Here is a 22,878-nt window from a genome sequence, read left to right on the forward strand (position 1 = left end):
AAGCTTGAATTGGGGAACGATTCAATGGGTACCGTATTCAACGCAAGGCAAGACACATCGACGCAGACCAACCTCGAAGCCTACGCTAAAGCGAAGAACATCAAGTTCTTCATGGTGACATACACCGACGTGCTGGGCTACCAGCGCGCCAAGCTGGTGCCGTCCCGTGCCATCTCCGACGTGCAAAAGGACGGTGCCGGCTTTGCCGGCTTCGCCGGCGGCATGGACATGACGCCTGCCAATTCGGACATGCTGGCCATCCCGGACCCGGGCTCGGTCATGCAACTCGCATGGAAGCCGGAAGTGGCATGGCTGGCGTCCGACTGCGTCATGGACGGAAAGAGTGTCGAACAGGCACCGCGCAACACGCTCAAGCGTCTCGTCGAGGAAGCGGCGGCGCAGGGAATCCGTGTCAAGACCGGCGTCGAGCCGGAATTCTTCCTGACGACGCCCGACGGCAAGTTGGTCGCCGACGAGCATGACCGCATGAGCAAGCCCTGCTACGACCAGCAGGCGCTGATGCGGCGCTTCGACATCATCGCGGAAGCCAGCGAGGCGATGATCGAGCTCGGCTGGGACCCCTACCAGAACGACCACGAGGACGCCAACGGACAGTTCGAGATGAACTGGCGTTACGACGACGTGCTGGTGACGGCCGACCGCTATTCGTTCTTCAAATTCATGATCAAGACCATCGCCGAGCGGCATGGGTTGCGGGCCACCTTCATGCCGAAGCCCTTCCCGGGCCTCACCGGCAATGGCTGCCACGCGCACATCTCGGCCTGGGACCTGACCGGAACCAGGAATGTCTTCGCCGACGACAATTCGCCGAACGGGCTGTCAAAGCAGGGCATGCACTTCCTCGGCGGTATCATGAAATATGCGCCGGCGATGACCGCGATCATCTGCCCCACAGTGAACTCCTACAAGCGCATCAACGCACCCCGCACGACCTCGGGTGCGACCTGGGCGCCGAACGCGGTAACATGGACGGGCAACAACCGCAGCCACATGGTGCGCGTGCCGGGACCCGGCCGCTTCGAACTGCGCCTGCCGGACGGTGCCGCCAATCCGTATCTGATGCAGGCGGTCATCCTCGCGGCGGGCCTCGCCGGTCTCCGCGACAAGCTGGACCCCGGCCAGCGAAGCGACATCAACATGTATGAGGAAGGCCACACCATCAAGGATGCCCCCCGCCTTCCCCTCAATCTCCTGGATGCGCTTCGCCTGCTCGAGGGCAGCGAGGACTTCAGGCAGATGCTCGGTGCGGAACTGGTCGACGCCTTCGTCAAGATGAAGATGAAGGAGTGGAACGCCTACGTTTCCCATTTCACCGAATGGGAACGCGACAACGCCCTCGACATCTGAAACGACGACGCCGGATCGCCCTCAACCCCGGAAAACATGCGATGAAATATTCGATCTTCTCCCTCGCCCGGGCGGCCATGACCGGCCACAGGGGCTGGACAAGGGCCTGGCGCGATCCGGCGCCGAAAAGCCGCTATGACGTGATCATCATCGGCGGCGGCGGCCACGGCCTCGCCACCGCCTACTTCCTTGCCAGGGAATACGGCATCCGCAACGTGGCCGTGCTGGAAAAGGGCTGGATCGGCTCCGGCAATGCCGGCCGCAACACCACCATCATCCGCTCCAACTACATGCTGCCCGGCAATGTCGGCTTCTACGAGCTTTCCATGAAGCTGTGGGAGCGGATGGAGCAGGATCTTCAACTACAACACCATGGTGAGCCAGCGCGGCATCATCAACCTCTATCACTCGGATGCGCAGCGCGACGCGTTCGCCCGGCGCGGCAACTCCATGCGCATCAATGGCATCGATGCCGAGCTGCTCGATGCCGAACAGATCCGCAAGGAGCTGCCGTTCCTGAACTACTCCAATCCGCGCTTCCCCATCATGGGCGGCCTGGCGCAGCGGCGCGGCGGCACCGCGCGCCACGATGCCGTGGTGTGGGGCTATGCGCGCGCCGCCAACGACTTCGGCGTCGACATCATCCAGAATTGCGAGGTGACCGGCTTCCAGCGCACCAACGGCCGCATCACCGGCGTGGAGACGACGCGCGGGCCGATCGCCGCCGGCAAGGTCGGCATGGCGGTGGCCGGCAATACCTCGCGGGTCGCCTCGATGGCCGGGCTGAAGCTACCCATCGAGAGCCATGTGCTCCAGGCGTTCGTCACGGAGGCGATCAAGCCGCTCATCCCCGGCGTCGTCACCTTCGGCGCGGGCCATTTCTACATCAGCCAGTCCGACAAGGGCGGCCTCGTGTTCGGCGGCGACCTCGACGGCTACAACTCCTATACCCAGCGCGGCAACATGCCGGTGATGGAAGATGTCTGCGAAGGCGGCATGGCCGTCATGCCGATGATCGGCCGGGTACGCATGCTGCGCCAGTGGGGTGGCATCATGGACATGTCGATGGACGGCACGCCCATCATCGACAGGACCCCGGTCGACGGGCTCTATCTCAATGCCGGCTGGTGCTATGGCGGCTTCAAGGCAACTCCGGCCTCGGGGCTGGTCTTCGCCCACCTGATCGCGCGGGACGAGCCGCATCGGGAGGCGGCCCGGTTCAGGCTCGACCGGTTCCGGCGCGGCGCGATGATCGACGAGAAGGGCCAGGGCGCCCAACCAAACCTCCATTGAAAGCGGTATCGGCCAATGCGAATTGCATGTCCCTTCTGCGGCGAACGAGAAGTCGGCGAGTTCAGCTATCTCGGTGACGCTTCGCCCAAGCGCCCCCGCTACACGGTCGATGACGGCTCCGATCCCGCGGCGCTGGAGGAAGCCTTCTACGACTACGTCTATCTGCGCGACAACGTGGCCGGCACAATGCGCGAATACTGGTATCACGGCGGCGGCTGCCGTTCCTGGCTGATAGCCGAGCGTGACACGCGGACCCACGAATTCAAGTCGGTGCAGGCGGCTCCTGGCGCGGGAGCGTCCAGGGCGGCGCTGCCGGGAGAATGAGCATGTCGGGCTATATTGAATCCCAACCGCTGGGCAGGACGTCCGCCAAGGACGATGCCGCAGGGAACACGCAGGCGACTGGCGGCACGCAGTCGCATCGCCTGCGCGCCGGCGGCCTGATCGACCGCCAGGCGCCGCTTGGCTTCACCTTCGACGGCAAGGCCATGACCGGTTACGCCGGCGACACGCTGGCTTCCGCCCTCGTGGCCAACGGCGTCAAGCTGGTCGCCCGCTCGTTCAAGTATCATCGTCCGCGTGGCATCATGACGGCCGGCTCCGAGGAGCCGAGCGCACTGGTGGAAATGCGCACCGGGGCGCGCCGCGAACCCAACACGCGCGCCACCACACAGGAGCTCTACGACGGCCTTGTCGCCAACAGCCAGAACCGCTGGCCGTCGCTGCGCCGCGACTTCATGGCGGTCAACTCGTTGCTGTCGCCGATCTTCGTGGCCGGCTTCTACTACAAGACCTTCATGTGGCCGGCGAAGTTCTGGGAAAAGATCTACGAGCCGATGATCCGGCGGGCCGCGGGCCTCGGCAAGAGTGCTGAACAGCCCGACCCGGACCACTACGACAAGGCCTGGGCGCATTGCGACGTGCTGGTTGTCGGCGCCGGTCCCACGGGACTGTCGGCGGCCCTCGCCGCAGGCCGGACCGGCGCGCGCGTCATAGTGGTGGAAGAAGATACGCAGCTTGGCGGTCGCCTGCTCGGCGATGGCGGCGAGATCGACGGCATGCAGGCCGGCGAATGGGTCCGCCGGGCCGAAACGGAACTGGAAGCCCTGCCCAATGTGCGCGTCATGAAGCGCACGTCGCTGTTCGGCGTCTATGACGGCGGAACCTATGGCGCGCTGGAGCGCGTCAACGACCATGTCCCGGTGCCCGGGCCGCACCAGGTGCGCCAACGTCTCTGGCGCATCGTCGCCAGGCGCAGCGTCGTGGCTGCGGGATCGATAGAGCGTCCGATCGTGTTCCCGGGCAACGATCGTCCCGGCGTGATGATGGCATCTGCCGTGCGCACCTATGTCAATCGCTTCGCGGCCCTGCCGGGCAGGCAGGTTGCGCTCTTCACCAACAATGACGATGGCTGGCGCACGGTCGAGGCGATCCGCCGCGCCGGCGGTGAAGTTTCAGCGGTCGTGGACTCGCGCGGCCAAGTGCCCGTGGAATATCAGTCCGTCGTCAAGGCATCCGGATTGCGGGTGCTGTCCGGCTGCGTGTCGGACGTCAAGGGTGGCGTTGACGGCGCCAGGGGCGTCGTGGTCACAGGCGCGGACGGCCGCAGGCAAGAGGTGGCCGCGGACTGCCTGGCCGTTTCCGGCGGCTGGAATCCGAATGTCGGCCTGTCCTGCTTCCATCGCGGCCGTCCGGCATGGCGCGACGACATCGCCGCCTTCGTGCCGGGCGATTGCCCGCCCGGCATGAGGATGGTAGGCGCCGCCGAGGGCACCTTCGCGCTCGGCGAATGCCTTCGCGACGGCCATGCAGCCGGCGTTTCGGCTGCGGTGGATTGCGGCTTCGCGGAAGATGCCGGCAGTGCTGCCGAGGCGGGCGATGAAGGCTACGCGATCTCACCGCTGTGGCAGGTGCAGGCCAAGGGCAAGGCCTTCGTCGATTTCCAGCATGACGTCACCGCGTCCGACGTGACGCTGGCGCAGCGCGAAGGCTATGAGAGCGTGGAGCATCTGAAGCGCTACACCACGCTCGGCATGGCCACCGATCAGGGTAAGACCTCCAACATCAACGGCCTTGCCATCATGGCCGCCACCACCGGACGGTCCATTCCGGAGACCGGCACGACCATCTACCGGTCGCCCTATTCGCCGGTCGCCATCGGTGCCTTCGCAGGCCACAATCGCGACGAGAATTTCCACGCCTGGCGGCTGGCCCCCTCGCACCATTGGGCGGCGGCGCGCGGTGCGGTGTTCGTCGATGTCGGCCTGTGGAAGCGCGCGCAATGGTATCCGCAGCCGGGCGAAACGGACTGGCTCCAGTCGGTCAGCCGCGAGGTCACGACCGTACGCAACGGCGTCGGCTTCTGCGACGTCTCGACCCTCGGCAAGGTCGATGTCCGCGGCGCCGATGCAGGCACCTTCCTCGACCGGGTCTACATCAACGCCTTCTCCTCGCTGGCCGTGGGCAAGGCGCGCTATGGGCTGATGCTGCGTGAGGACGGCATCGTCATGGACGACGGCACCACTTCGCGGCTGGCCGAAGATCACTATTTCATGACGACGACCACCGCCAAGGCCGGCCCCGTCATGCAGCACCTCGAGTTCTGCCGGCAGGTTCTGTGGCCCGAGCTCGATGTGCAACTGTCATCTGCGACCGACCAGTGGGCGCAGTTCTCGATCGCAGGCCCGAGGACGCGCGAGCTGCTGCAAGCGCTTTGCGATCCTGCCGAAGACCTGAGCAACGAGGGCTTCCCCTTCATGGGCGCGCGAGAGGTGAAGTTGCGCGGCGGTATCAAGGCGCGACTCTTCCGCATATCCTTCTCTGGCGAGATGGCGTTTGAAATCTCCGTGCCGGCGCGCTTCGGCAACGCCATGGCGGAAAACCTCATGATTGCCGGCAAGCCGTTCGGCGTCGTGCCGTACGGCACGGAAGCGCTTAGCGTCATGCGCATCGAGAAAGGCCACGTCGCAGGCCCCGAGCTCAACGGCACCACGACGGCGGATGACCTTGGCCTCGGCAAGATGATGTCGAAGAAGAAGGATTTCATCGGCCGCATCATGGCCGGCCGCGAGGCGCTGGCCGCGCCTGACCGGCAGGTCGTCGTCGGCATCAAGCCTCTGGACCGGCATCGGCGTCTTCGTTCCGGCGCTCATGTGGTGCCGAAAGGCGAAAAGCCGGGGCCGGATACGGACCATGGTTATGTGACCTCCGTGTGCTTCTCGCCGACGCTGAACCAGTGGCTCGGTCTCGGCCTTGTCACGCGCGGCCGCGAGCGTTTCGGTGAGATCGTTCGCATCTACGATCCGCTGCGGAGCGAAGACTACGAGGCCGAGATCTGCAGTCCCGTCTTCTACGATCCGGAAGGAGTGCGCCAGCGTGGGTGATTTTTCCTGGACTTCCCAATCGCCGCTGCAGAAGGCGCTCGTTCCCGGCGTGTACGGGGCCGGCAGCGTGCCAGGCGTCGAACTGACCGAGATTCGCAACATTCTTCTGGTGCAGGTGATGGCCCGGCGCGGCAACGCAGCCGCTGCGGCTCAGATTGCGAAGAAACTGTTCGGCATCGAACCGCCTTCGCGGCCGGGCGCGGTCCTCGGCAAGGGAGTGGCCCTTGTCTGGTCAGGTCCCGACCAGTTCCTTGTCTTTGCTCCGCAGGGCGACAGGAGCCTGATGGAAAGGATCGCCGATGCCTTTGCCGGTATTGCCTCTCTTTCCGACCAGTCCGATGGCCGCTGCCTGATCCGCATCTCCGGTGCGCGCGCAGCACAGGCCATGGCCAAGTTCCTGTCGCTTGATCTTGACGATGGCGTCTTTCCGGTCGGCGCCGCGGCAACGACATCTCTCGACCACACGGCCATCAACATCTGGCGTGAGGCGAACGCTGCCGGCGAGACACCGGTCTACAACCTCGCGGTCTTCACCAGCTTCGCCGACAGCCTGTACCGCGTGATCGCCGATTCTTCGCTGGAATATGGTCTTCGGTCATCCTAGCCCGTAGCGGACCAGGATCTCTCCGGTTGCCTGATCGGTCCTTCAGTTCCTGATGACGGCTCCACTCCCGAGGTTCGGGAGATGGGTGTTCATCTTCCGCAGGTGCGCATCGTCTGTTGCGAGCGGCGGAGCTGTCCCACCGGAGCCGCCTCCTTTCGCATGGAAGAGCCTATGCCGCGGGGCCGTGGTTCTTTTCGCTTGCGTAAAGCGCCACGGCCATAGCCCGATTGCGGACCTCGAGCTTGCTGTAGAGATTCTTGAGGTGATACTTGACCGTGTTCTCCGATATTCCCGTGCGCGCCGCGATTTGCACGTTGGTCCATCCATCCGCCAGCACCGCCAGCAGCTCATGCTCGCGTGTCGTCAATCGGGAAAGGGGCGTGTCGTTGATCTTAGAGACATCGATGTAAGGAATGCAGATGCGGCCATGCGCCACGGCGATAAGCGTGTCGAACAGTATCGCCGGATCGTCGAACTGGTAGCAGAAGCCGTGGGCGCCCAGCCGCACGCACTTCTTGAGGATGGACAGGTCGTGGTCGTTTGAAAAGATCACGACACGAACATTGATGTCGCGCTGGCGGATTTCCGCCAGAACCCCGCCGCCATCCATGTCGCTAAGCTTCCAGCCGAGGACCGCCAGATCGAATCCGGGACCCGGCATGGAGCAGGCTTCGAGAAAGGCCTTGCCGGAGGTGACGTTCTCTCCCAGATCGAAGCGGCCGTCCCGCGAGATCATGTCCGCCAGCGCCGACACCACCAACGGGTTGCGCTCCGCGACAAGAACCCTGAACTTGCGAGGAACGGCTTCGGCTGTCTTGGTGTCGCCGAGCTCGGTTTCTCGTTGCATCATGTCGACGCTCATATGCGCTTCCTCCCAGGCGTCGCGATATGTCAGCAGGCCTTTCCCACGGGAGCGTGGCCTCACAGTCAATTCATAGCATGAATTCTTTTTTCACATCAGTATATTTTTCGATGTGGTGCCAAGCTTGTCAATTCCACGAGACAGTCAAGGCGGGCCATTAGACCACAAAAGCCTTGACGAAAGTCAAGTTTCCAACGATCTTTCACTGAAAGAAAAAAATAAGACTGAGCGGAAACATACCTTGCCGGTTCCAACAAGGGCGGGATCGCCTCCGGCAGCGTTGCCCGTTCATAAAGCGAAGGGGACTGTGCAATGACCGTGATTGCTGAAGCTCAGCCCGCGGAGGCGGGGCAACTTCATAGAGCCATCGATTGGCGGGGAGCTTTCTGGGTTGCCAGCGGCGTTCCCGCCCTGGTGCTTTTTTCGATCGGTGGAATCTCCGGTACCGTCGGCATTCCAGCTTTCGTCATCTGGATGGTATCGGTGTGCTTCGGCCTAATCCAGGCCTGTACATATGCCGAGATCGCGGGACTGTTCCCCAGCAAGTCCGGCGGGGCCTCCGTTTATGGGGCGACCGCTTGGCTGCGCTATTCGAAGTTCATCGCGCCGCTGTCGGTGTGGTGCAACTGGCTGGCATGGACGCCCGTGCTGTCGCTTGGCTGCTCCATCGCGGCTGCCTATATCCTCAATGCGCTGGCGCCGATCCCGACATTTAGCGAGGCGTCGCCGGAAGTGGCCGCCTGGCTTGCCGATCCGGCCAATGCGGGCAAAGCCGTTGCCGATGCGATTGCGGCGCTGACGGCTGCAGGCACCCCGGCCATCCGTGACTGGACGCTCTACAGCGGCTCGCTCGGACCGGTTTCCTTCTCCTTCAACTCCGTGTTCATGATCGGCGTGGTCCTGATGCTGATCACCTTCGCGATCCAGCATCGCGGCATCCTCGGCACGGCCAACGTCCAGAAATTCATTGGCCTCGCCGTCATCATCCCGATGCTGATCGTCGGCATCGTGCCGATCCTGACTGGCCAGATCAACTGGGACAACTACAGCCCCTTCGTGCCGCTGGCCGAAGCCTATGCCGCCGCACCCGGTGAATGGAACATCGCCGGCTGGACCCTTGTGTTCGGCGGACTGTTCATCGCCGCCTGGTCCGCCTACGCCTTCGAGACGTCGATCTGCTTCACCAGCGAATTCAAGAATCCGGGCCGCGACACCGTTCGTGCGATCCTTTATTCGGGCCTGCTTTGCCTGCTTCTCTACACCCTGGTTCCCTTTACCTTCCAGGGCGTGCTTGGCCTTGAAGGCATGCTGGCGGACGAGATCGTCGACGGTTCGGGTGTCGGCAATGCGATGGCGCAGATGGTCGGCGGCTCTGGCTTCGTCACCTCGATCATGATCATGCTCATGATCCTGGCGCTGATGTTGGCCATCAACACGGCGATGGCCGGTTCTTCGCGCACTCTCTATCAGGGTTCGGTCGATGGCTGGTTGCCGCGCTACCTGTCGCACGTCAACCATCATGGCGCGCCGACCCGGGCGATGTGGACCGACCTCATCTTCAACCTCGGCATCCTGGCGATTGCCTGTGCCGATGCGGGGAGCTTCTTCTTCATCCTCGCCGTCTCCAACTGCGGCTACATCATCTTCAACTTCCTCAACCTCAACGCAGGCTGGATCCACCGCATCGACAACGGCCATATCAAGCGGCCATGGCGCGCTCCGACCTTCCTCATCGCAGTCGGCGGCATACTCTCTTTCGTCAACGCGATGTTCATGGGTGCCGGCGCCAAGGTCTGGAACCCCTGGGCGCTGTGGGCAGGCTTCATCGCCGCGGCCCTGATCATCCCGGTGTTCTGCTTCAGGCACTACATCCAGGATGGCGGGCGCTTCCCGGCTCATATGCTGGATGATCTCGGCATCACCCAGGAGGAACTGAAAGTTCGCAAGGCGGGCATTCTTCCCTACCTCACCCTTGCCGCCGGCCTCATAGTCGTGCTTGTGGCCGACAGGATCTTTGTCATGTGACCGGACGCCTTATCGGTAACAAGAAGCCGGCCGCAGGCCGGCTTCTTTATTTGGAAGGAAGTTCGAAAGCCTGCCGCCGATGCCTTGCGGCGCGCGTCTCCCTGGGCCAGATTGACAGGCATTCCGGGTTGTGGTGAGTTATTCTTTCTATGAAAGTTTTTTGCTTTTCAGTTGACGCAAAGGTGAGGCGACTGTTATAGTTCTGGAACATAATCAACGAGTTCCAGAACCGGCAAGGCCACGATAAGCCCTGTCGATCAAAAAGGACGCGGGCCGCCAAGGCCCCAGGGGGAAGCATAGGGAATGTCGACCGTCATAGATGGTAAGCTTGTGGCCGAAGACGTTGTCGCAACGGTCAAGAAAGCGGCAGAGCAGCTCAAGGCCGAGGCGAATGTGACGCCAGGGCTTGCGGTGGTGATCGTCGGCGAGGACCCGGCCAGTCAGGTTTATGTCGCTTCAAAATCCCGGAAAGCCAAGGAGTGCGGCTTCCATTCGGTGCAGCACACCCTGCCGGCCGAAACCTCGCAGGCCGATCTGCTGGCGCTGATCGAAAGCCTGAACAAGGATGCGGACATCCATGGCATCCTGGTTCAGCTTCCCTTGCCCGGCCAGATCGATTCCGGCGCAGTCATCCAGGCGATCGCGCCGGAGAAGGACGTTGACGGCTTTACCTATGTCAATGTCGGCAAGCTGGGCGCGGGCGCAGCGGATTCCGCTTTCGTGCCTTGCACACCGGCGGGTTCGATGCTGCTGATCGAACGCGTGCGTGGACGGGATTTGTCCGGCCTAAACGCCGTCGTGGTCGGCCGCTCCAACATCGTGGGCAAGCCCATGGCAAACCTGCTGCTTGCCGCGAACTGCACCGTCACGGTCGCCCATTCTCGCACGCGCGATCTTCCGGCCTTGTGCCGTACGGCGGATATCCTTGTCGCCGCCGTCGGCCGGCCGGAGATGATCAGGGGCGACTGGGTGAAAGATGGCGCAACGGTGATCGATGTCGGCATCAATCGCATTGCCGCGCCCGAGAAGGGTGAGGGAAAGCAGCGGCTTGTGGGCGATGTCGCTTACAGGGAGGCCGAACGGCAGGCAGGCGCGATCACCCCCGTGCCCGGCGGTGTCGGGCCGATGACGATCGCCATGCTTATGGCCAATACGCTGGTTTCCGCCTGCCGAACTGCCGGGCGCACGCCGCCCCGATTCTGAAAACGCCGGCAACCGCATCGTTCTATTGAGTTCCAGTCAATACTATTGAGGAAAGACATGGCCGAGATCAAGACCGACATTCAGATTGCCCGCGCGGCGCGCAAGCAGCCGATCCAGGAGGTTGGGGGCAAGATCGGGATTCCGTCGGAGCATTTGTTGCCCTACGGCCACGACAAGGCGAAGGTTTCGGCCGAGTTCATCAAGTCGGTGCAGGGCAAGGCGGACGGCAAGCTGGTCCTGGTCACCGCCATCAACCCGACGCCGGCCGGCGAGGGCAAGACGACGACGACGGTGGGGCTGGGCGACGGGCTCAACCGCATCGGCAAGAAGGCGATCATCTGCATCCGCGAGGCCTCGCTGGGCCCGAACTTCGGCATGAAGGGCGGGGCGGCTGGCGGCGGCTATGCGCAGGTGGTGCCGATGGACGACATGAACCTGCACTTCACCGGCGACTTCCACGCCATCACCTCGGCCCACAACCTTCTGTCGGCGCTGATCGACAACCACATCTACTGGGGCAACGAGCTGGGCATCGACACCCGCCGGGTGGCGTGGCGGCGGGTCATGGACATGAACGACCGGGCGCTGCGCCAGATCGTGGTGTCGCTGGGCGGCGTCGCCAACGGCTATCCGCGCGAGGCCGGCTTCGACATCACCGTGGCCTCCGAGGTCATGGCCATCCTGTGCCTGGCGCGCGACCTGCAGGACCTTGAGAAGCGGCTGGGCGACATCATCATCGCCTACCGCCGCGACAAGAGCCCGGTCTTCGCCCGCGACCTCAAGGCGCACCGGCCGATGGCGGTGCTGCTCAAGGACGCCATCCAGCCCAACCTGGTGCAGACGCTGGAGAACAACCCCGCCTTCGTGCATGGCGGCCCCTTCGCCAACATCGCCCATGGCTGCAACTCGGTGATGGCGACCTCGACGGCGCTCAAGCTCGCCGACTATGTGGTGACGGAGGCCGGCTTCGGCGCCGACCTCGGCGCGGAGAAGTTCTTCGACATCAAGTGCCGCAAGGCGGGGCTGAAGCCGGCCGCGGCGGTCATCGTGGCCACGGTGCGGGCGCTGAAGATGAACGGCGGGGTCAAGAAGGAGGACCTCGGCGCCGAGAACATCGAGGCGGTGAGGAAGGGTTGCGCCAACCTTGGCCGCCACATCGAGAACGTCAAGCAGTTCGGGGTGCCGGCCATCGTGGCGATCAACCACTTCCACACCGACACCGAGGCCGAGATCCAGGCGGTGAAGGACTATGTCGCCACCATGGGCGAGGAAGCGGTGCTGTGCCAGCACTGGGCCCGGGGCTCGGCCGGCATCGAGGAGCTGGCCCACAAGGTGGTGGCGCTGGCCGAATCCGGGCGCTCGCAGTTCGCCCCGCTCTATGGCGACGAGCTCGGCCTGTTCGACAAGATCGACACCATCGTCAAGCGCATCTATCGCGGCTCGGAGGCGATCGCCGACAAGTCGGTGCGCGACCAGCTCCACCAGTGGGAGAAGCAAGGCTACGGCAACCTGCCGGTGTGCATGGCCAAGACGCAGTATTCGTTCTCGACCGACCCGAACCTGCGCGGCGCGCCGAGCGGCCACACCGTGCCGGTGCGCGAGGTGCGGCTGTCGGCCGGCGCCGGCTTCGTCGTGGCCATCTGCGGCGAGATCATGACCATGCCCGGCCTGCCCTCCAAACCATCCTCCGAAAACATCTACCTCAACGAAAACGGCGATATCGAAGGCCTCAGCTGAGGCCTGGGGCGCGGAAACAGGCACGGAGAATTCTCTTCCCAGTAAAAAAAATTGCTTAAGAGTGTTGCATCGCAGCAGCAATATGGTTCAATGGCAGGAAGCGGGAAACCGCTGCCGAGGGACGGCCGGACAGTCGGGAAAATCCGCAACGGCCTTAGAATGTGGAGGAATCGAATGACGGCATCGTGGCGCTTTTCTACCCTGGCCGACCGGCACCGGGCTCTCGGCTCGCAGCTCGAGGACTGGAGCGGCATGGGCACCGCCTGGAGCTATGACGGCGATCCCAATGCGGAATATACCGCGATCCGCACCAAGGCCGGCATCATGGACGTCTCAGGTCTCAAGAAGGTGCATATCAACGGCCCGCATGCCTCCCATGTGATCGACCTTGCGACCACGCGCAATGTCGAGAAGATCTATCCGGGCAAGTCCGCCTATGCGTGCATGCTCAACGACGCCGGCAAATTCACTGACGACTGCGTGATCTATCGCATCGCGCCGAATTCCTGGATGGTCGTGCACGGTTCGGGCTCCGGCCATGAGGAATTGACCCGTGCCTCCATCGGCCGCGACGTGTCGATCCGCTTCGATGATAATCTGCACGACCTGTCGCTGCAGGGGCCTGTCGCCGTCGATTATCTGGCCAAGCACGTTCCGGGCATCCGCGACCTCAACTACTTCCACCACATGCAGACGCAACTGTTCGGTTTCCCCGTCATGATCTCGCGTACCGGATATACCGGCGAGCGCGGTTATGAGATATTCTGCCGGGGGCAGGATGCACCGGCGATCTGGGATCGTATCGTGGAGGAAGGCAAGGAGATGGGCATCATACCTTGCCGCTTCACGACGCTCGATATGCTGCGGGTCGAGAGCTATCTGCTCTTCTATCCCTACGACAATTCGCAGAAATACCCGTTCGAGAACGAAGGCCCCGGCGACACCCTGTGGGAGTTGGGCCTCGACTTCACCGTCAGCCCCGGCAAGACCGGCTTCCGTGGTGCGGAAGAACACTACCGGCTCCAGGGCAAGGAACGCTTTAAGATCTACGGCCTTGAAGTCGCGAGCGACACGGCGTCCGACGAGGGTGCCGAAGTCTATCGCAATGGCAAGAAGGTCGGTGTGGTGACCTGCGCCATGTATTCGCCGCTGGTCAAGAAATCCATGGCTATCGTTCGCCTCGACGTGGATTGCGCAACGCCCGGAACGGACCTTGAAGTGCACAACGCTTCCGGAACCGTAAAGGCCAAGGCGCAGCCGTTGCCATTCGACGATCCGAAAAAGCTGAAGCGGACGGCGAAGGGATAGAACGTTGGACAGTGCACCGGCCATGGCTATGCTCAGTCGCCCGGTCTACGGAAAACTTTCAGCGCAGGCCGGAACACATCATCTCTTCATCGCGGACGCCGAAGGTGCGTCCGCGATCCTCGCCATGGCGAAGCAGGCGCCTCAGGATTTCTTCGCCTCCGCCGAAATCATGTATATCCCCGGATCGGCCGGGAACAAATACGTTGCGAGCCTGGAAGCGCTGGTGCCGGGCCGCTTCTATCAGGGGCCTTCGATCGCGGCTGCGATGCCGCGGCTGCGGCACATCTTCGAGAATGCCCATATGGGCCTGCGGCTTTATCTGACCGGCACCGAGGGCCTGATCGGACAGGTCAGCCAGATTGCAGCAGGTGCCGGCATAGAACACAGCGCCATCCAGACCGAACACCGCGGTTCTCTGGCCCGGCGCGTCCAGTGCGTGCACTGCAAGGGCATTACCGAAAACGTGACCACCCAGCCGGTTCGCTGTTCCCATTGTGGCCTGCTTCTTCTGGTACGCGATCACTATTCACGACGTCACGCCGCTTTCCAGGGCGTGTGCATCAACGCGGAGGACCCGAGCGAGAATCCACCGGCAGAGGAGATATTCCGATGAAGGCAGGGTCGAACAGGATCGAGGCGGTGGTAACCGATGTCGTCGCCGTCAACGAATTGGTGAAACGGTTCCATTTCCAGCGTGTCGATGGCGGGACGTTGCCGACATTCTCCGGCGGTGCCCATATCGTCGTGGAGATGCAGGACGAAGACCGGACGCGGCTCAATCCCTATTCCCTGATGAGTTCGCCGCTCGATACGCACGACTATACGATCAGTGTGCGGCGCGACGATGCCGGGCGTGGCGGCTCGCTGTTCATGCACAACAGGGTCGAGCCGGGCCAACGGATGGTGATCAGCAATCCCGTCAACCTGTTCTCGCTCGATCTGCGCGCCCGCAAGCATCTGATGATCGCCGGCGGCATCGGCATAACGCCGTTCCTGGCGCAGACGGCGCAGCTCGCCGCCGACGGCGGAAATTTTGAACTGCACTACTCGTTCCGCAACGACAAGGTGAGCACCTACGCCGACCTTCTCCGGGAGCGTCACGGCAAGCGGGTCCATCTCTACCGCAGCGACTATGGCGAAAATCTCGATCTGGAAAGAGTTCTGTCCAGCCAGCCTCTTGGCACGCATCTTTATGTGTGCGGGCCGGATGGGATGATCACCTGGGTGACAGATGCCGCGACGCAGCTCGGCTGGCCTGCCGGGACCGTGCACTATGAGCATTTCGCGGCGCCGCAGCCCGGCAAGCCGTTCGACGTCACGCTGGCCGTCAGCGGCATCGACATCCGTGTCGGCGAGCACGAGAGCCTGCTGGAGGCGATAGAGGCAGCAGGCATCGATCCGCCCTATCTGTGCCGGGGTGGGGTCTGCGGCCAATGCGAGACGAACGTGATTTCATACGACGGCAAGTTCCGGCACAACGATCACTGGCTGAGCGAGGAAGATCGCCGCTCGGGCTGCAAGGTAATGCCGTGCGTATCGCGTTTCGAAGGCAAATCGCTCGTTCTCGAACGGTAGGCGGGATACCCGGAGGAGGAGACCATGGGTATAAACTTCAGGCAGGAAACTTTTCGCGACGACTTCTCTTTCAAGAACAGCCCCGAACAGATCAGGCGTTTTCCCTTTCCGTTCCATGAAGACGGCTACATGTACTCGGTCAATATCGAGCCGCACGTGCCGGGACCCAAGAACACGGTGTTCGAACATCTCTTCGACGTCGACGAGCACTATATCTCCGAGATGCAGGACCGGGCTATGGTGCTGGCCGAGGATCCACTGCGCTGCCAGTCTCTTCCGCACATGACACTTGCCGGTTGGGATACGCTCGAACTTCTCATGACCGAGAAGGCGAAGAGCTATCCCGACCTTTTCTCGCTGACGCGGGACGGCGACCAGTGGCACTGGATCAACCGGCCGCTTGGCATCGAGGATCGTTTCACCTTCGGCGATACGTCGACGCTGCCCTATGGCCCGCTGGAGTACATAACGCGCCAGAGCCAGGGTGATTTCGCCGTGCTCGACCAGCGCGACGGCAATCTGTGGATGGATGCCGGCATGGTGACGACGCAGGCCGACTGGTCGCTGGATTTCGACATCGGCATGAATTTCTTCGAGTGGCATGCACCTGTTCCACTCGCCCATGAACTGGGTGTCTTCACCCGGGCGCTGAAGTTTTTGATGGCCATGCAGCAGGGGCAGCCGGCGCGTCGGTTCAACTGGACGATGACCATCAATCCGCGGCTCGACACCAGCCCTGAGAACTATCACAAATGGGGAACGGACCGCATGACCGTCACCCCTGAGAATGTCGGCCACAAGGTTCATCTGCGGGTTGAAGTGCAGATGTTCTTTCGCCTGCCGCGTTCAAACGCGTTGCTGTTCCCGATCCGCTGCTACCTCCTGAAGATGGAGGAACTGGTCACCTCGCCGAAGTGGGCGCGCCGTTTCCATCGCGTGCTGCGAGACCTGCCGGACGAACTGGCCGAGTACAAGGGTCTGGTGCGCTATCGCCCGACCACCGTCGAATGGCTGTCGAAATATGACGACGGCCAGCCGACCTCCCCGGGGTTCGGACCGGACTGACCACGCCGTTCCGGGCGGAGGCCCCCCACGAGCATGTTTGGCGTCTTGTAAGCGTTTGGGGCCGGCGCTCGCAGGGGTGCCGGACTATGGTGTTGCGTCCGATCCGCAGTGCCGAAAGGAGTCGAATCGATGAACGTGCCCGCGAAGCTGCGCACGCTCTACAAGGAGCTTGGCGAAGAAGAGGGCGTTCGAACCCTTGTGGAAGCCTTCTACGACATCATCGAGCAGGATGAGGACGCCCATGAACTGCACCTCCTGCATCTGAGAGGCCACGGGGTCGCCCATTCCCGTGAGGAGCAGTTCAACTATCTTTCCGGCTTCTTCGGCGGTCCGAGCCGCTATGTGCAGAAGCACGGCCATTCCCGCCTGACGGAAATCCATGCACATGTGCCGATCGGACCCGAGATGCGCGATCTCTGGTTGCGTTGCATGGAGCGGGCAATTGACCAGGTGGGGATCGACAGCCAGTTGAAGTCGCAGCTCATGCTTCACTTCACGCGCGCTGCCGAGACGTCCCGCAACATGGACTGACCCACCGATTTCGCCGTGCCTTGCAGTCGAGACTGGCGCTGCAGGCTCAGCAAGAGATTCAATCGTGAGTTCGGGGTGAACCCCTGATAATAGTCTGAGAAGAGAAGCCCTTAGCCCGGAGGGTACTCGGTGTTTTCTGGCTGACCAGAAGCAATGTTATTGACGCAAGCTAGGAGACCTGTGCGCGGATCGTTGTGGACGGCGGTGAGCGCCATTTTAAGCAACGGCTGCACAGCTATCTCCTGCCCAGTCAGCCATTGGCTTCTGGCACGGCATTGAAGGTTTTATGTCGCTGCTGCGACGATGCTGATGGTGCGTTTGAAGTTGTAGGCGATTGCAGTGAGACGAATCTGCACGCCGGCTTTGGCAAGGCCTCGCCATCGCATTCGGCGCAGGCCGTAGCTGCGTTTCCAGGTGCCGAAGATCTTCTCGATGCGCCCGCGGACACGATGGATCGGCTGGTTCCAGGCATCGAGCCGTCTGAGCGTCTCGGCTTCGTCGCGTCCCCACATGCCTGTGACGACGATGCGTGGCGTGCCACCTTTGGCTCGAACCGCATCGCCGAAATGGTTGCCTTGGTAAGCGCTGTCGGCGAAGACTTCACCCGGGTTGTCCGGCAGTGCATCCGGACCGGCTTTGCCATCATTGACGTTGGCGGGCGTGATGGCAACCTCTTCCACCAGTGCCGTCTCGGCATCGGCGCCGACGTGAGCCTTGAAGCCGTGCACGGCCGCCTTGCCCTTGTGCTTGACCCAGCGCGCATCGCCGTCGCCCTCACTGGCCGAGGCGATGATGGTCGCATCGACCAGCGTGCCGGTCTTGACCGTGATAGCCTTGGTCTTGAGCTGGGTGGTGATCGCGTCGAACAGCACCTTGTCCAGCGCCCGCTCAACCAGCGCCTTGCGAAAGCGGACGAAGGCCGTGCGCTCCGGCGTCGGCTCCGATGCCGAGAAGCCGCAGAAGCGCCGAAACGAGGCGCGATCATCCAGCGCGTCCGCGAGCTTGACGTCCGACAGATCGTACCAGACCGAAAGCAGCATCGCCTTGAACAGCGCCAGCGGCGGCCATGCCGGCTCCCCCTTGGCTGCGTTTGAGATGTTCGACAAAGCGTGCTCGACCGGAGCCCAGTCAATGATGGTGGCCAAATCGTCCAGTGATGAACCGCGCGTGCCGCGGCGATCACCAAACTTGAAGCTCTCCTGGCCAATCCGACGACGAGACATCGCAAACCTCAATCCGTTGATCGGAGCAATGGAATCACGAACTTCCGGCGCCGTCCACAACGACCCGCGCACAGGTCTCAGCTAGAGCCTTTCAGGTTTTGACGGAAACATATCCTGCGTTTGCGAAGTAGTTTCTGCATTCGGCGGGTTCGATGATTGCTACGAGGCTGCCGATGTGCCGCCAAGTGTCTTCGACGGTTCGCTTCTGGGCGATCCGCATCCAATGCTTGATCTTAGCGAAGGCCTGCTCGATGGGATTGAGGTCTGGCGAGTAGGGCGGCAGGTACCATAGCCTGGCGCCGGCGGCGCGGATCGTCTGCCGGATGGCGGCCGACTTGTGTGAGCCGAGATTGTCCATGACGACGATGTCGCCGGGTTCCAGGACCGGCACGAGCTGCTGCTCGACATAGGCGCGGAAGCATTGGCCATTGATCGGCCCATCGAAGACACACGGCGCTGTCAACCGGTTCCAGCGCAACGCGCCGAGGAAGGTCAGGGTGCGCCAGTGGCCGTGCGGAGCAAAGCCGCGCAGGCGCTTGCCTTTCGGCCCCCAGCCTCGCAGTGGCGCCATGTTGGTCTTGATCCAGGTTTCGTCGATGAACACCAGCCGTCTCGGGTCGAGACCGGCCTGCAAGGACCGCCAGCGCTGGCGTCGCCGTGCGATATCGGCGCGGGCCTGCTCAAGGGCGAACAGCGTTTTTTTTGAACCTCAGACCTTCACGGCGCAGGAACCGCCACACCGCGTCGTGCGACACCTTCACCCCGCGTGCCGCAAGCTCATCCTTCAGCCGGTGCAACGACAGATGCGTCTCCTGGTTGATCCGCTCCACGATGAAGGCCCGATGCGGCTCCAGAAGCCGCTTGCGATGGCCGCCCATCTTGCCGGGCGCAACCGATCCCGTCGCCCGATGGCGCTGAAACCACTTCACCGCCGACGAAACGGCAACGCCGAAACGAGCAGCCACCGACCGGCACCTCTCCCCAGCCCCCATCGCCGCCACAACACGCTCACGCAGATCGTTCGAAAGAGGTCGTGCCATCCAATGCCGGCCTCCTATCCAGCCAGCACTTTGAATCATAATTCCCTCAACAACGGAATCCCCTTCGATTCAATCAATGCATGAAACGCTCTAGGCGAACCGGGAAGCAGATCATCGTCTGCGATGGTAGATGCCGGCCGGTTTCGCGAGCGTTCACAACGGGAGCCGAGGCGCGGCAGAGTTGCTATCTCAACAACTGCAGTGAACAAGACCCTCGGCACGTCAAGCGCGGGACCCGATCCATGCCCGGCCTCAAGCCGATGACCTGTGCCACGATGATCTTGACCTTCATGGTAGCGCGCGACAGAACCGGCCGGGCGGGTCGCGCATTTCCGTCTTTATTCCCGCACAATTGCGCCCGGCGGGACTTCGCCGCGATAGCGGCGCAGCGCATCCGAAGCCCGCATGACCAAGCTCTCCAGCCCGTTGGGCAGGAACAGGATGGCAAGGATCAGGACAACGCCGTAGAGCAACGGCCGAACCTGGTCGGCACCGATCGCCCGCAGGATGACTTCATCGATGATGGTCAGCGCCACCACGCCGAGGATCGGGCCATACCAGCGGCTGGTGCCGCCCACGATCGTCCAGATGAGCACATAGACCATCGTATTGACGTCGAACTGGTTCGGATTGACGGTGCTCAGATAGTGCGCATAAAGCGCGCCGGCGAGACCCGCGAAGAAGGCGGCGATGACGAAGGCGAGCATACGATAGCGGAAGGCATCGACACCGACGGATTCCGACAATTTGTCCTGCCAGTGGATGGCATGGAATGTCAGGCCGATGCGCGATTTCTCGATGCGATAGAGGACCCAGAGGGAAGCCAGCACCACCAGCAGGACGAGGTAGTAGTAGTTCGCGGGATCGTAGAAATCGATCCGGATGAAGCCCAGGTCGATCTCCGGAAAGCCGGGAATGCGCTGGATGCCCTTGGGGCCGCCGAAGGGGTTGGTGAAGCGCTTCCATATCAGGCGCAGGATCTCGCCGGCCGCGAAGGAGCCGATGAGGAAGTAGAAGCCCTTCATGCGAAAAAGCGGAAAGCTCATCAGGGCCGCGATGAGGCCAGCGACGATCGCGCCGGTGATCATCGCCAGGGGCACCGGAAAGCCGAAGCTCTTGGAGCACAATGCGCTGGCATAGGCGCCGGAGCCCATCATCACCACATGCGCCAGCGACCATTCGCCCGTCAGCGTCTGCAGCCTGTAGCTGGTCACGACGAGAACGTTGATGGTCAGCAGGACGAGCAACTCCTGCTGCGAGAAACTGACGACGTGGGGCGCGACGATGAGCGCTGCCGCGAGGATCAGGATGCCGATCATGCCGGCTGCGTCGATATTGGTTTTGTCAGGCACGTTCGCGCACTCCAAACAGGCCCTGCGGCTTGACAACGAGCACGGCAAGCATCAGCAGCAGGCCGACGATGTTGGCGATGACGCCGTCGAAGAACGTCGTGACGAATGTGTGGACGAAGGCGTAGAGCACGGCGGCGACCACCGCACCCTCGAGGCTGCCGATGCCGCCCACGATGATGATGATGAAGGCCGTCACGATCACGCCATGTCCCATGAAGGGGGAGGGCGCCACCAGGGGGGCGGTCATGGCGCCGGCAACGCCGGCCAGCGCCGCGCCGATGAACATCGCATAGCGCGCCGTCTGGTTGATGGAAATTCCCTGCAGCGCCGCCGCCTCGCGATCCTGCGCACAGGCGCGCAAGGCCCAGCCGAACCGGCTGCGCCTGAGGAACAGCCAAAGTGCTGCCAGCAGCACCACGGTGGCGATGATGACATAGAGCCGCTCATAGGTCAGGAATGCGCCGCCGACGGTCAGGCGCCCCTGGGAAACCGGCGGGATGTTCTGGTTGCGCAACCCGAAGCCGAGCACGGCGAGCGTCTGAAGGATGAGCAGGAAGCCGATCGAGGCGATGAGCCCGCCGAGCGGGTTCGTTCGCAGCGGCCTGAACAGCGCAAGCTCCATGAGGATGCCCAGGCATCCGGCAAACAGCAGGCCCAGCCCCACCGCCATGACGAACGGCAACCCTTGCCATGCGTAGAAGAAGACGATCGCATAGGCGCCGGCCATGTAGAGCTCGCCATGGGCGAAGTTGATGACACCCATGACGCCGAAGATAAGCACCAGGCCCACCGCGATCAGGGCCATATAGCTCGCGGCGTAGGAGGCGTTGAAAACGGTCTGCAGGAGGAAATCCGGCATTGTGTGCCCCGTTCGACAATTCGTTTCGGGTGCGGACCGCCGGGCCGTTTCATGGCCCGGCGCCACGCTCAGGTGCGCTGGTTCCACATCTGGCCGAGATCGGTCATGTGCTTGATCAGCAGCTCGCCATGCTTGTCCCACCATTCGGGGATCGAGCGGAACTCCGCGATCGTCGCCTTGCCATCGCGGATGACCACCACCGGCCATTCGCCGACAAGGGCGTTGTCGATGCCGAACAGCTCCTTCCCCCACCAGCGGGCCTCGCCGAACGCGTGCTTTCCGGTGCCGCCTTCCTTCATGGCGGTGAGCACCGCTTCCGCTTCGACGCTTCCCGCCCGCTGGGCGGCGTCCGCCCACAGATCGAGGATCGAGCTGTATTCCCACGATACCGCCGACCATTCGGTGGCGCCGTAGCGCTTCACATATTCGGCGAAGAACTCGTTCGGCTTCTTGAAATTGATGCGCGGGTCGTTCAGCGCCTCGTCATCGAAATCCGGGAACTGGAAGATGACGCCCTCCATGAACTCCTTGGAGGTGCGGTCAACGATGCGCTGGTAGAAGTCGAGCGTGCAGGAGATGATCTGCCCCTTGTAGCCCTGCTGGAAGGCCTGCTCGCATAGCGGCTGAACGTAGTCGGCATAGCAGGTGTCGAGGCACAATATGTCCGGGTTGTTTGCCAGAAGCTGCGTCATCACTGGCGCGAAGTCGGTGGTCGCGGGGTCGAAGAACAAGGGCGGGCTGGCCATGGTGATCCCGGCGGCCTCGAAGGCGGCGAGGTAAGTGGCCACCGAAGGCTTGCCGAGGGCATCGTCCTGCGCGCAGATCACCGCGGTCTTGAGCTCCGGCCGATTGGCCGCCAGCCAGTCGACGCCGGTCACGTTGTAAATCGGATGCACCTCGCAAGGCGCAATCAGCGTGGTGGTGTCGGGGGTGAGGTCGCTCGGCAGCAGCGTGGAGACCATCATGCCCTGCCGTGCCGCGATTTCCTCCACGCCCGGCCATGAATTGCCACCGAGCATCATGATAAACTTGACTTCGTTCTCGCGGATGAGCTGCGTTGCCCCGGTGCGGGCCTTGCCGGCGTCGTCCTCGTCGTCATAGGCCACGAGCTCGACCTTGTAGGCTTGCCCGCCGACTTCGATGCCGCCGGCCTCATTCGCCCAATCGGCCCATATCCTGCAGCCGTCGAGGCCAGGCTTGCCCCAGGCCGCCACGGCGCCGGTCAATGGCGCCAGAAAGCCGATCTTGACGACATTCTCCTGTGCGAAGCTGGCTTTCGGCATGCCGACCACGGGCAAGAGCGCGGCGCTGGCGGCGCCTGTCAGGAGGGATCGTCTGTTCAGTATGGTACTCGACGCAGGCTTCATTGCAGTCTCCTCCGCTTTGCGTATGAAAATAGCTACCGCGTTAGATGCCGGCTCCCGGAAGACCCGGTCATGCTGGGCGCGCA

At 62.8% G+C, this 22,878-nt stretch carries 18 protein-coding genes and 1 pseudogene; 13 read left to right on the forward strand and 6 right to left on the reverse strand.

The features are described 5' to 3' along the window. Positions 1-24 precede the first annotated feature (24 nt). From glnT to ACVCNR_RS24635, 5 genes and pseudogenes are all read left to right on the forward strand, one after another. Positions 25-1,368 (forward strand): type III glutamate--ammonia ligase, encoded by a 1,344-nt coding sequence (gene glnT, locus ACVCNR_RS24615; RefSeq protein ID WP_354199699.1) that lies wholly within the window; start codon positions 25-27, stop codon positions 1,366-1,368. 41 nt (positions 1,369-1,409) lie between these two features. Continuing rightward, positions 1,410-2,661, forward strand: a pseudogene (locus ACVCNR_RS24620) (sarcosine oxidase subunit beta family protein). Positions 2,662-2,676: 15 nt separating this feature from the next. After that, a complete protein-coding gene (locus ACVCNR_RS24625; RefSeq protein WP_354199701.1) occupies positions 2,677-2,985 on the forward strand; it encodes a sarcosine oxidase subunit delta in 309 nt (102 codons plus the stop codon). Further along, entirely contained in the window at positions 2,982-6,044 is a 3,063-nt protein-coding gene (locus ACVCNR_RS24630; RefSeq protein ID WP_447076883.1) for a sarcosine oxidase subunit alpha family protein, read from the forward strand. Before ACVCNR_RS24625 ends, ACVCNR_RS24630 begins: the two co-directional genes overlap by 4 nt. After that, positions 6,037-6,648: a sarcosine oxidase subunit gamma gene (locus tag ACVCNR_RS24635; protein ID WP_447076884.1), complete on the forward strand. Its 612-nt coding sequence runs from the start codon at positions 6,037-6,039 to the stop codon at positions 6,646-6,648. Before ACVCNR_RS24630 ends, ACVCNR_RS24635 begins: the two co-directional genes overlap by 8 nt. Positions 6,649-6,817: 169 nt before the next feature. Here ACVCNR_RS24635 and ACVCNR_RS24640 read toward each other — a convergent pair whose 3' ends face one another. After that, complete coding sequence (locus ACVCNR_RS24640) at positions 6,818-7,495, reverse strand: response regulator transcription factor (RefSeq protein ID WP_354199712.1); 678 nt, start codon at positions 7,493-7,495, stop codon at positions 6,818-6,820. Positions 7,496-7,822: 327 nt separating this feature from the next. Here ACVCNR_RS24640 and ACVCNR_RS24645 point away from each other — a divergent pair, with 327 nt between their 5' ends. The 8 genes from ACVCNR_RS24645 (at position 7,823) to ACVCNR_RS24680 (ending at position 16,954) form a co-directional block, all read left to right on the forward strand. Continuing rightward, a complete protein-coding gene (locus ACVCNR_RS24645; RefSeq protein ID WP_447076885.1) occupies positions 7,823-9,535 on the forward strand; it encodes a trimethylamine N-oxide permease in 1,713 nt (570 codons plus the stop codon). 303 nt (positions 9,536-9,838) lie between these two features. After that, the gene (gene folD, locus ACVCNR_RS24650; RefSeq protein WP_447076886.1) at positions 9,839-10,738 is read left to right on the forward strand and encodes a bifunctional methylenetetrahydrofolate dehydrogenase/methenyltetrahydrofolate cyclohydrolase FolD; all 900 of its coding nucleotides are present in this window, start codon (positions 9,839-9,841) and stop codon (positions 10,736-10,738) included. A gap of 57 nt (positions 10,739-10,795) precedes the next feature. Beyond that, a complete protein-coding gene (locus ACVCNR_RS24655; protein WP_354199706.1) occupies positions 10,796-12,475 on the forward strand; it encodes a formate--tetrahydrofolate ligase in 1,680 nt (559 codons plus the stop codon). Positions 12,476-12,649: 174 nt separating this feature from the next. Next, positions 12,650-13,783: an aminomethyl transferase family protein gene (locus ACVCNR_RS24660; RefSeq protein WP_447076887.1), complete on the forward strand. Its 1,134-nt coding sequence runs from the start codon at positions 12,650-12,652 to the stop codon at positions 13,781-13,783. Between the two features lie 22 nt (positions 13,784-13,805). Beyond that, positions 13,806-14,396, forward strand: a complete 591-nt coding sequence (locus ACVCNR_RS24665) for a dimethylamine monooxygenase subunit DmmA family protein (protein WP_447076888.1) — start codon at positions 13,806-13,808, stop codon at positions 14,394-14,396. Further along, the gene (locus ACVCNR_RS24670) at positions 14,393-15,358 is read left to right on the forward strand and encodes a PDR/VanB family oxidoreductase (protein ID WP_447076889.1); all 966 of its coding nucleotides are present in this window, start codon (positions 14,393-14,395) and stop codon (positions 15,356-15,358) included. Before ACVCNR_RS24665 ends, ACVCNR_RS24670 begins: the two co-directional genes overlap by 4 nt. Before the next feature lie 24 nt (positions 15,359-15,382). After that, positions 15,383-16,423: a heme-dependent oxidative N-demethylase family protein gene (locus tag ACVCNR_RS24675; RefSeq protein WP_354199710.1), complete on the forward strand. Its 1,041-nt coding sequence runs from the start codon at positions 15,383-15,385 to the stop codon at positions 16,421-16,423. 129 nt (positions 16,424-16,552) lie between these two features. Further along, positions 16,553-16,954, forward strand: a complete 402-nt coding sequence (locus tag ACVCNR_RS24680) for a group II truncated hemoglobin (protein ID WP_354199711.1) — start codon at positions 16,553-16,555, stop codon at positions 16,952-16,954. Between the two features lie 284 nt (positions 16,955-17,238). On the opposite strand, the gene ACVCNR_RS24685 is transcribed toward ACVCNR_RS24680, so the two are convergent. The 5 genes from ACVCNR_RS24685 to ACVCNR_RS24705 all read right to left on the reverse strand — a co-directional run bounded on the left by ACVCNR_RS24685 (position 17,239) and on the right by ACVCNR_RS24705 (position 22,795). Then, on the reverse strand, positions 17,239-18,249 hold the full coding sequence (locus ACVCNR_RS24685) for an IS5 family transposase (RefSeq protein ID WP_447076890.1): 1,011 nt from the start codon (positions 18,247-18,249) through the stop codon (positions 17,239-17,241). Positions 18,250-18,268: 19 nt separating this feature from the next. Continuing rightward, positions 18,269-19,217 (reverse strand): IS630 family transposase gene (locus ACVCNR_RS24690; RefSeq protein ID WP_447076891.1). Its coding sequence is split into 2 segments (ribosomal slippage): positions 18,269-18,880 and positions 18,882-19,217, totalling 948 coding nucleotides; the frame shifts between segments, so codons are not numbered across the junction. Between the two features lie 338 nt (positions 19,218-19,555). Beyond that, on the reverse strand, positions 19,556-20,569 hold the full coding sequence (locus ACVCNR_RS24695) for a branched-chain amino acid ABC transporter permease (RefSeq protein WP_354199866.1): 1,014 nt from the start codon (positions 20,567-20,569) through the stop codon (positions 19,556-19,558). After that, a complete protein-coding gene (locus ACVCNR_RS24700; protein WP_447076892.1) occupies positions 20,562-21,428 on the reverse strand; it encodes a branched-chain amino acid ABC transporter permease in 867 nt (288 codons plus the stop codon). Before ACVCNR_RS24700 ends, ACVCNR_RS24695 begins: the two co-directional genes overlap by 8 nt. Positions 21,429-21,496: 68 nt before the next feature. Continuing rightward, positions 21,497-22,795 carry an ABC transporter substrate-binding protein gene (locus ACVCNR_RS24705; RefSeq protein ID WP_447076893.1) on the reverse strand — a complete coding sequence of 433 codons (1,299 nt, stop codon included), beginning with the start codon at positions 22,793-22,795 and terminating at the stop codon, positions 21,497-21,499. Positions 22,796-22,878 lie beyond the last annotated feature (83 nt).

Source organism: Aquamicrobium terrae (genome assembly GCF_052978165.1).

What these genes read in the sequence shown, in the direction of transcription:
- glnT (WP_354199699.1), top strand. Translation starts at nt 25, where the DNA reads ATGGGTACCGTATTCAACGCAAGGCAAGACACATCGACGCAGACCAAC.
- ACVCNR_RS24680 (WP_354199711.1), top strand. Translation starts at nt 16,553, where the DNA reads ATGAACGTGCCCGCGAAGCTGCGCACGCTCTACAAGGAGCTTGGCGAA.
- ACVCNR_RS24655 (WP_354199706.1), top strand. Translation starts at nt 10,796, where the DNA reads ATGGCCGAGATCAAGACCGACATTCAGATTGCCCGCGCGGCGCGCAAG.
- folD (WP_447076886.1), top strand. Translation starts at nt 9,839, where the DNA reads ATGTCGACCGTCATAGATGGTAAGCTTGTGGCCGAAGACGTTGTCGCA.
- ACVCNR_RS24700 (WP_447076892.1), bottom strand. Translation starts at nt 21,428, where the DNA reads ATGCCGGATTTCCTCCTGCAGACCGTTTTCAACGCCTCCTACGCCGCG.
- ACVCNR_RS24705 (WP_447076893.1), bottom strand. Translation starts at nt 22,795, where the DNA reads ATGAAGCCTGCGTCGAGTACCATACTGAACAGACGATCCCTCCTGACA.
- ACVCNR_RS24675 (WP_354199710.1), top strand. Translation starts at nt 15,383, where the DNA reads ATGGGTATAAACTTCAGGCAGGAAACTTTTCGCGACGACTTCTCTTTC.
- ACVCNR_RS24665 (WP_447076888.1), top strand. Translation starts at nt 13,806, where the DNA reads ATGGCTATGCTCAGTCGCCCGGTCTACGGAAAACTTTCAGCGCAGGCC.
- ACVCNR_RS24630 (WP_447076883.1), top strand. Translation starts at nt 2,982, where the DNA reads ATGAGCATGTCGGGCTATATTGAATCCCAACCGCTGGGCAGGACGTCC.
- ACVCNR_RS24625 (WP_354199701.1), top strand. Translation starts at nt 2,677, where the DNA reads ATGCGAATTGCATGTCCCTTCTGCGGCGAACGAGAAGTCGGCGAGTTC.
- ACVCNR_RS24670 (WP_447076889.1), top strand. Translation starts at nt 14,393, where the DNA reads ATGAAGGCAGGGTCGAACAGGATCGAGGCGGTGGTAACCGATGTCGTC.
- ACVCNR_RS24645 (WP_447076885.1), top strand. Translation starts at nt 7,823, where the DNA reads ATGACCGTGATTGCTGAAGCTCAGCCCGCGGAGGCGGGGCAACTTCAT.
- ACVCNR_RS24660 (WP_447076887.1), top strand. Translation starts at nt 12,650, where the DNA reads ATGACGGCATCGTGGCGCTTTTCTACCCTGGCCGACCGGCACCGGGCT.
- ACVCNR_RS24640 (WP_354199712.1), bottom strand. Translation starts at nt 7,495, where the DNA reads ATGCAACGAGAAACCGAGCTCGGCGACACCAAGACAGCCGAAGCCGTT.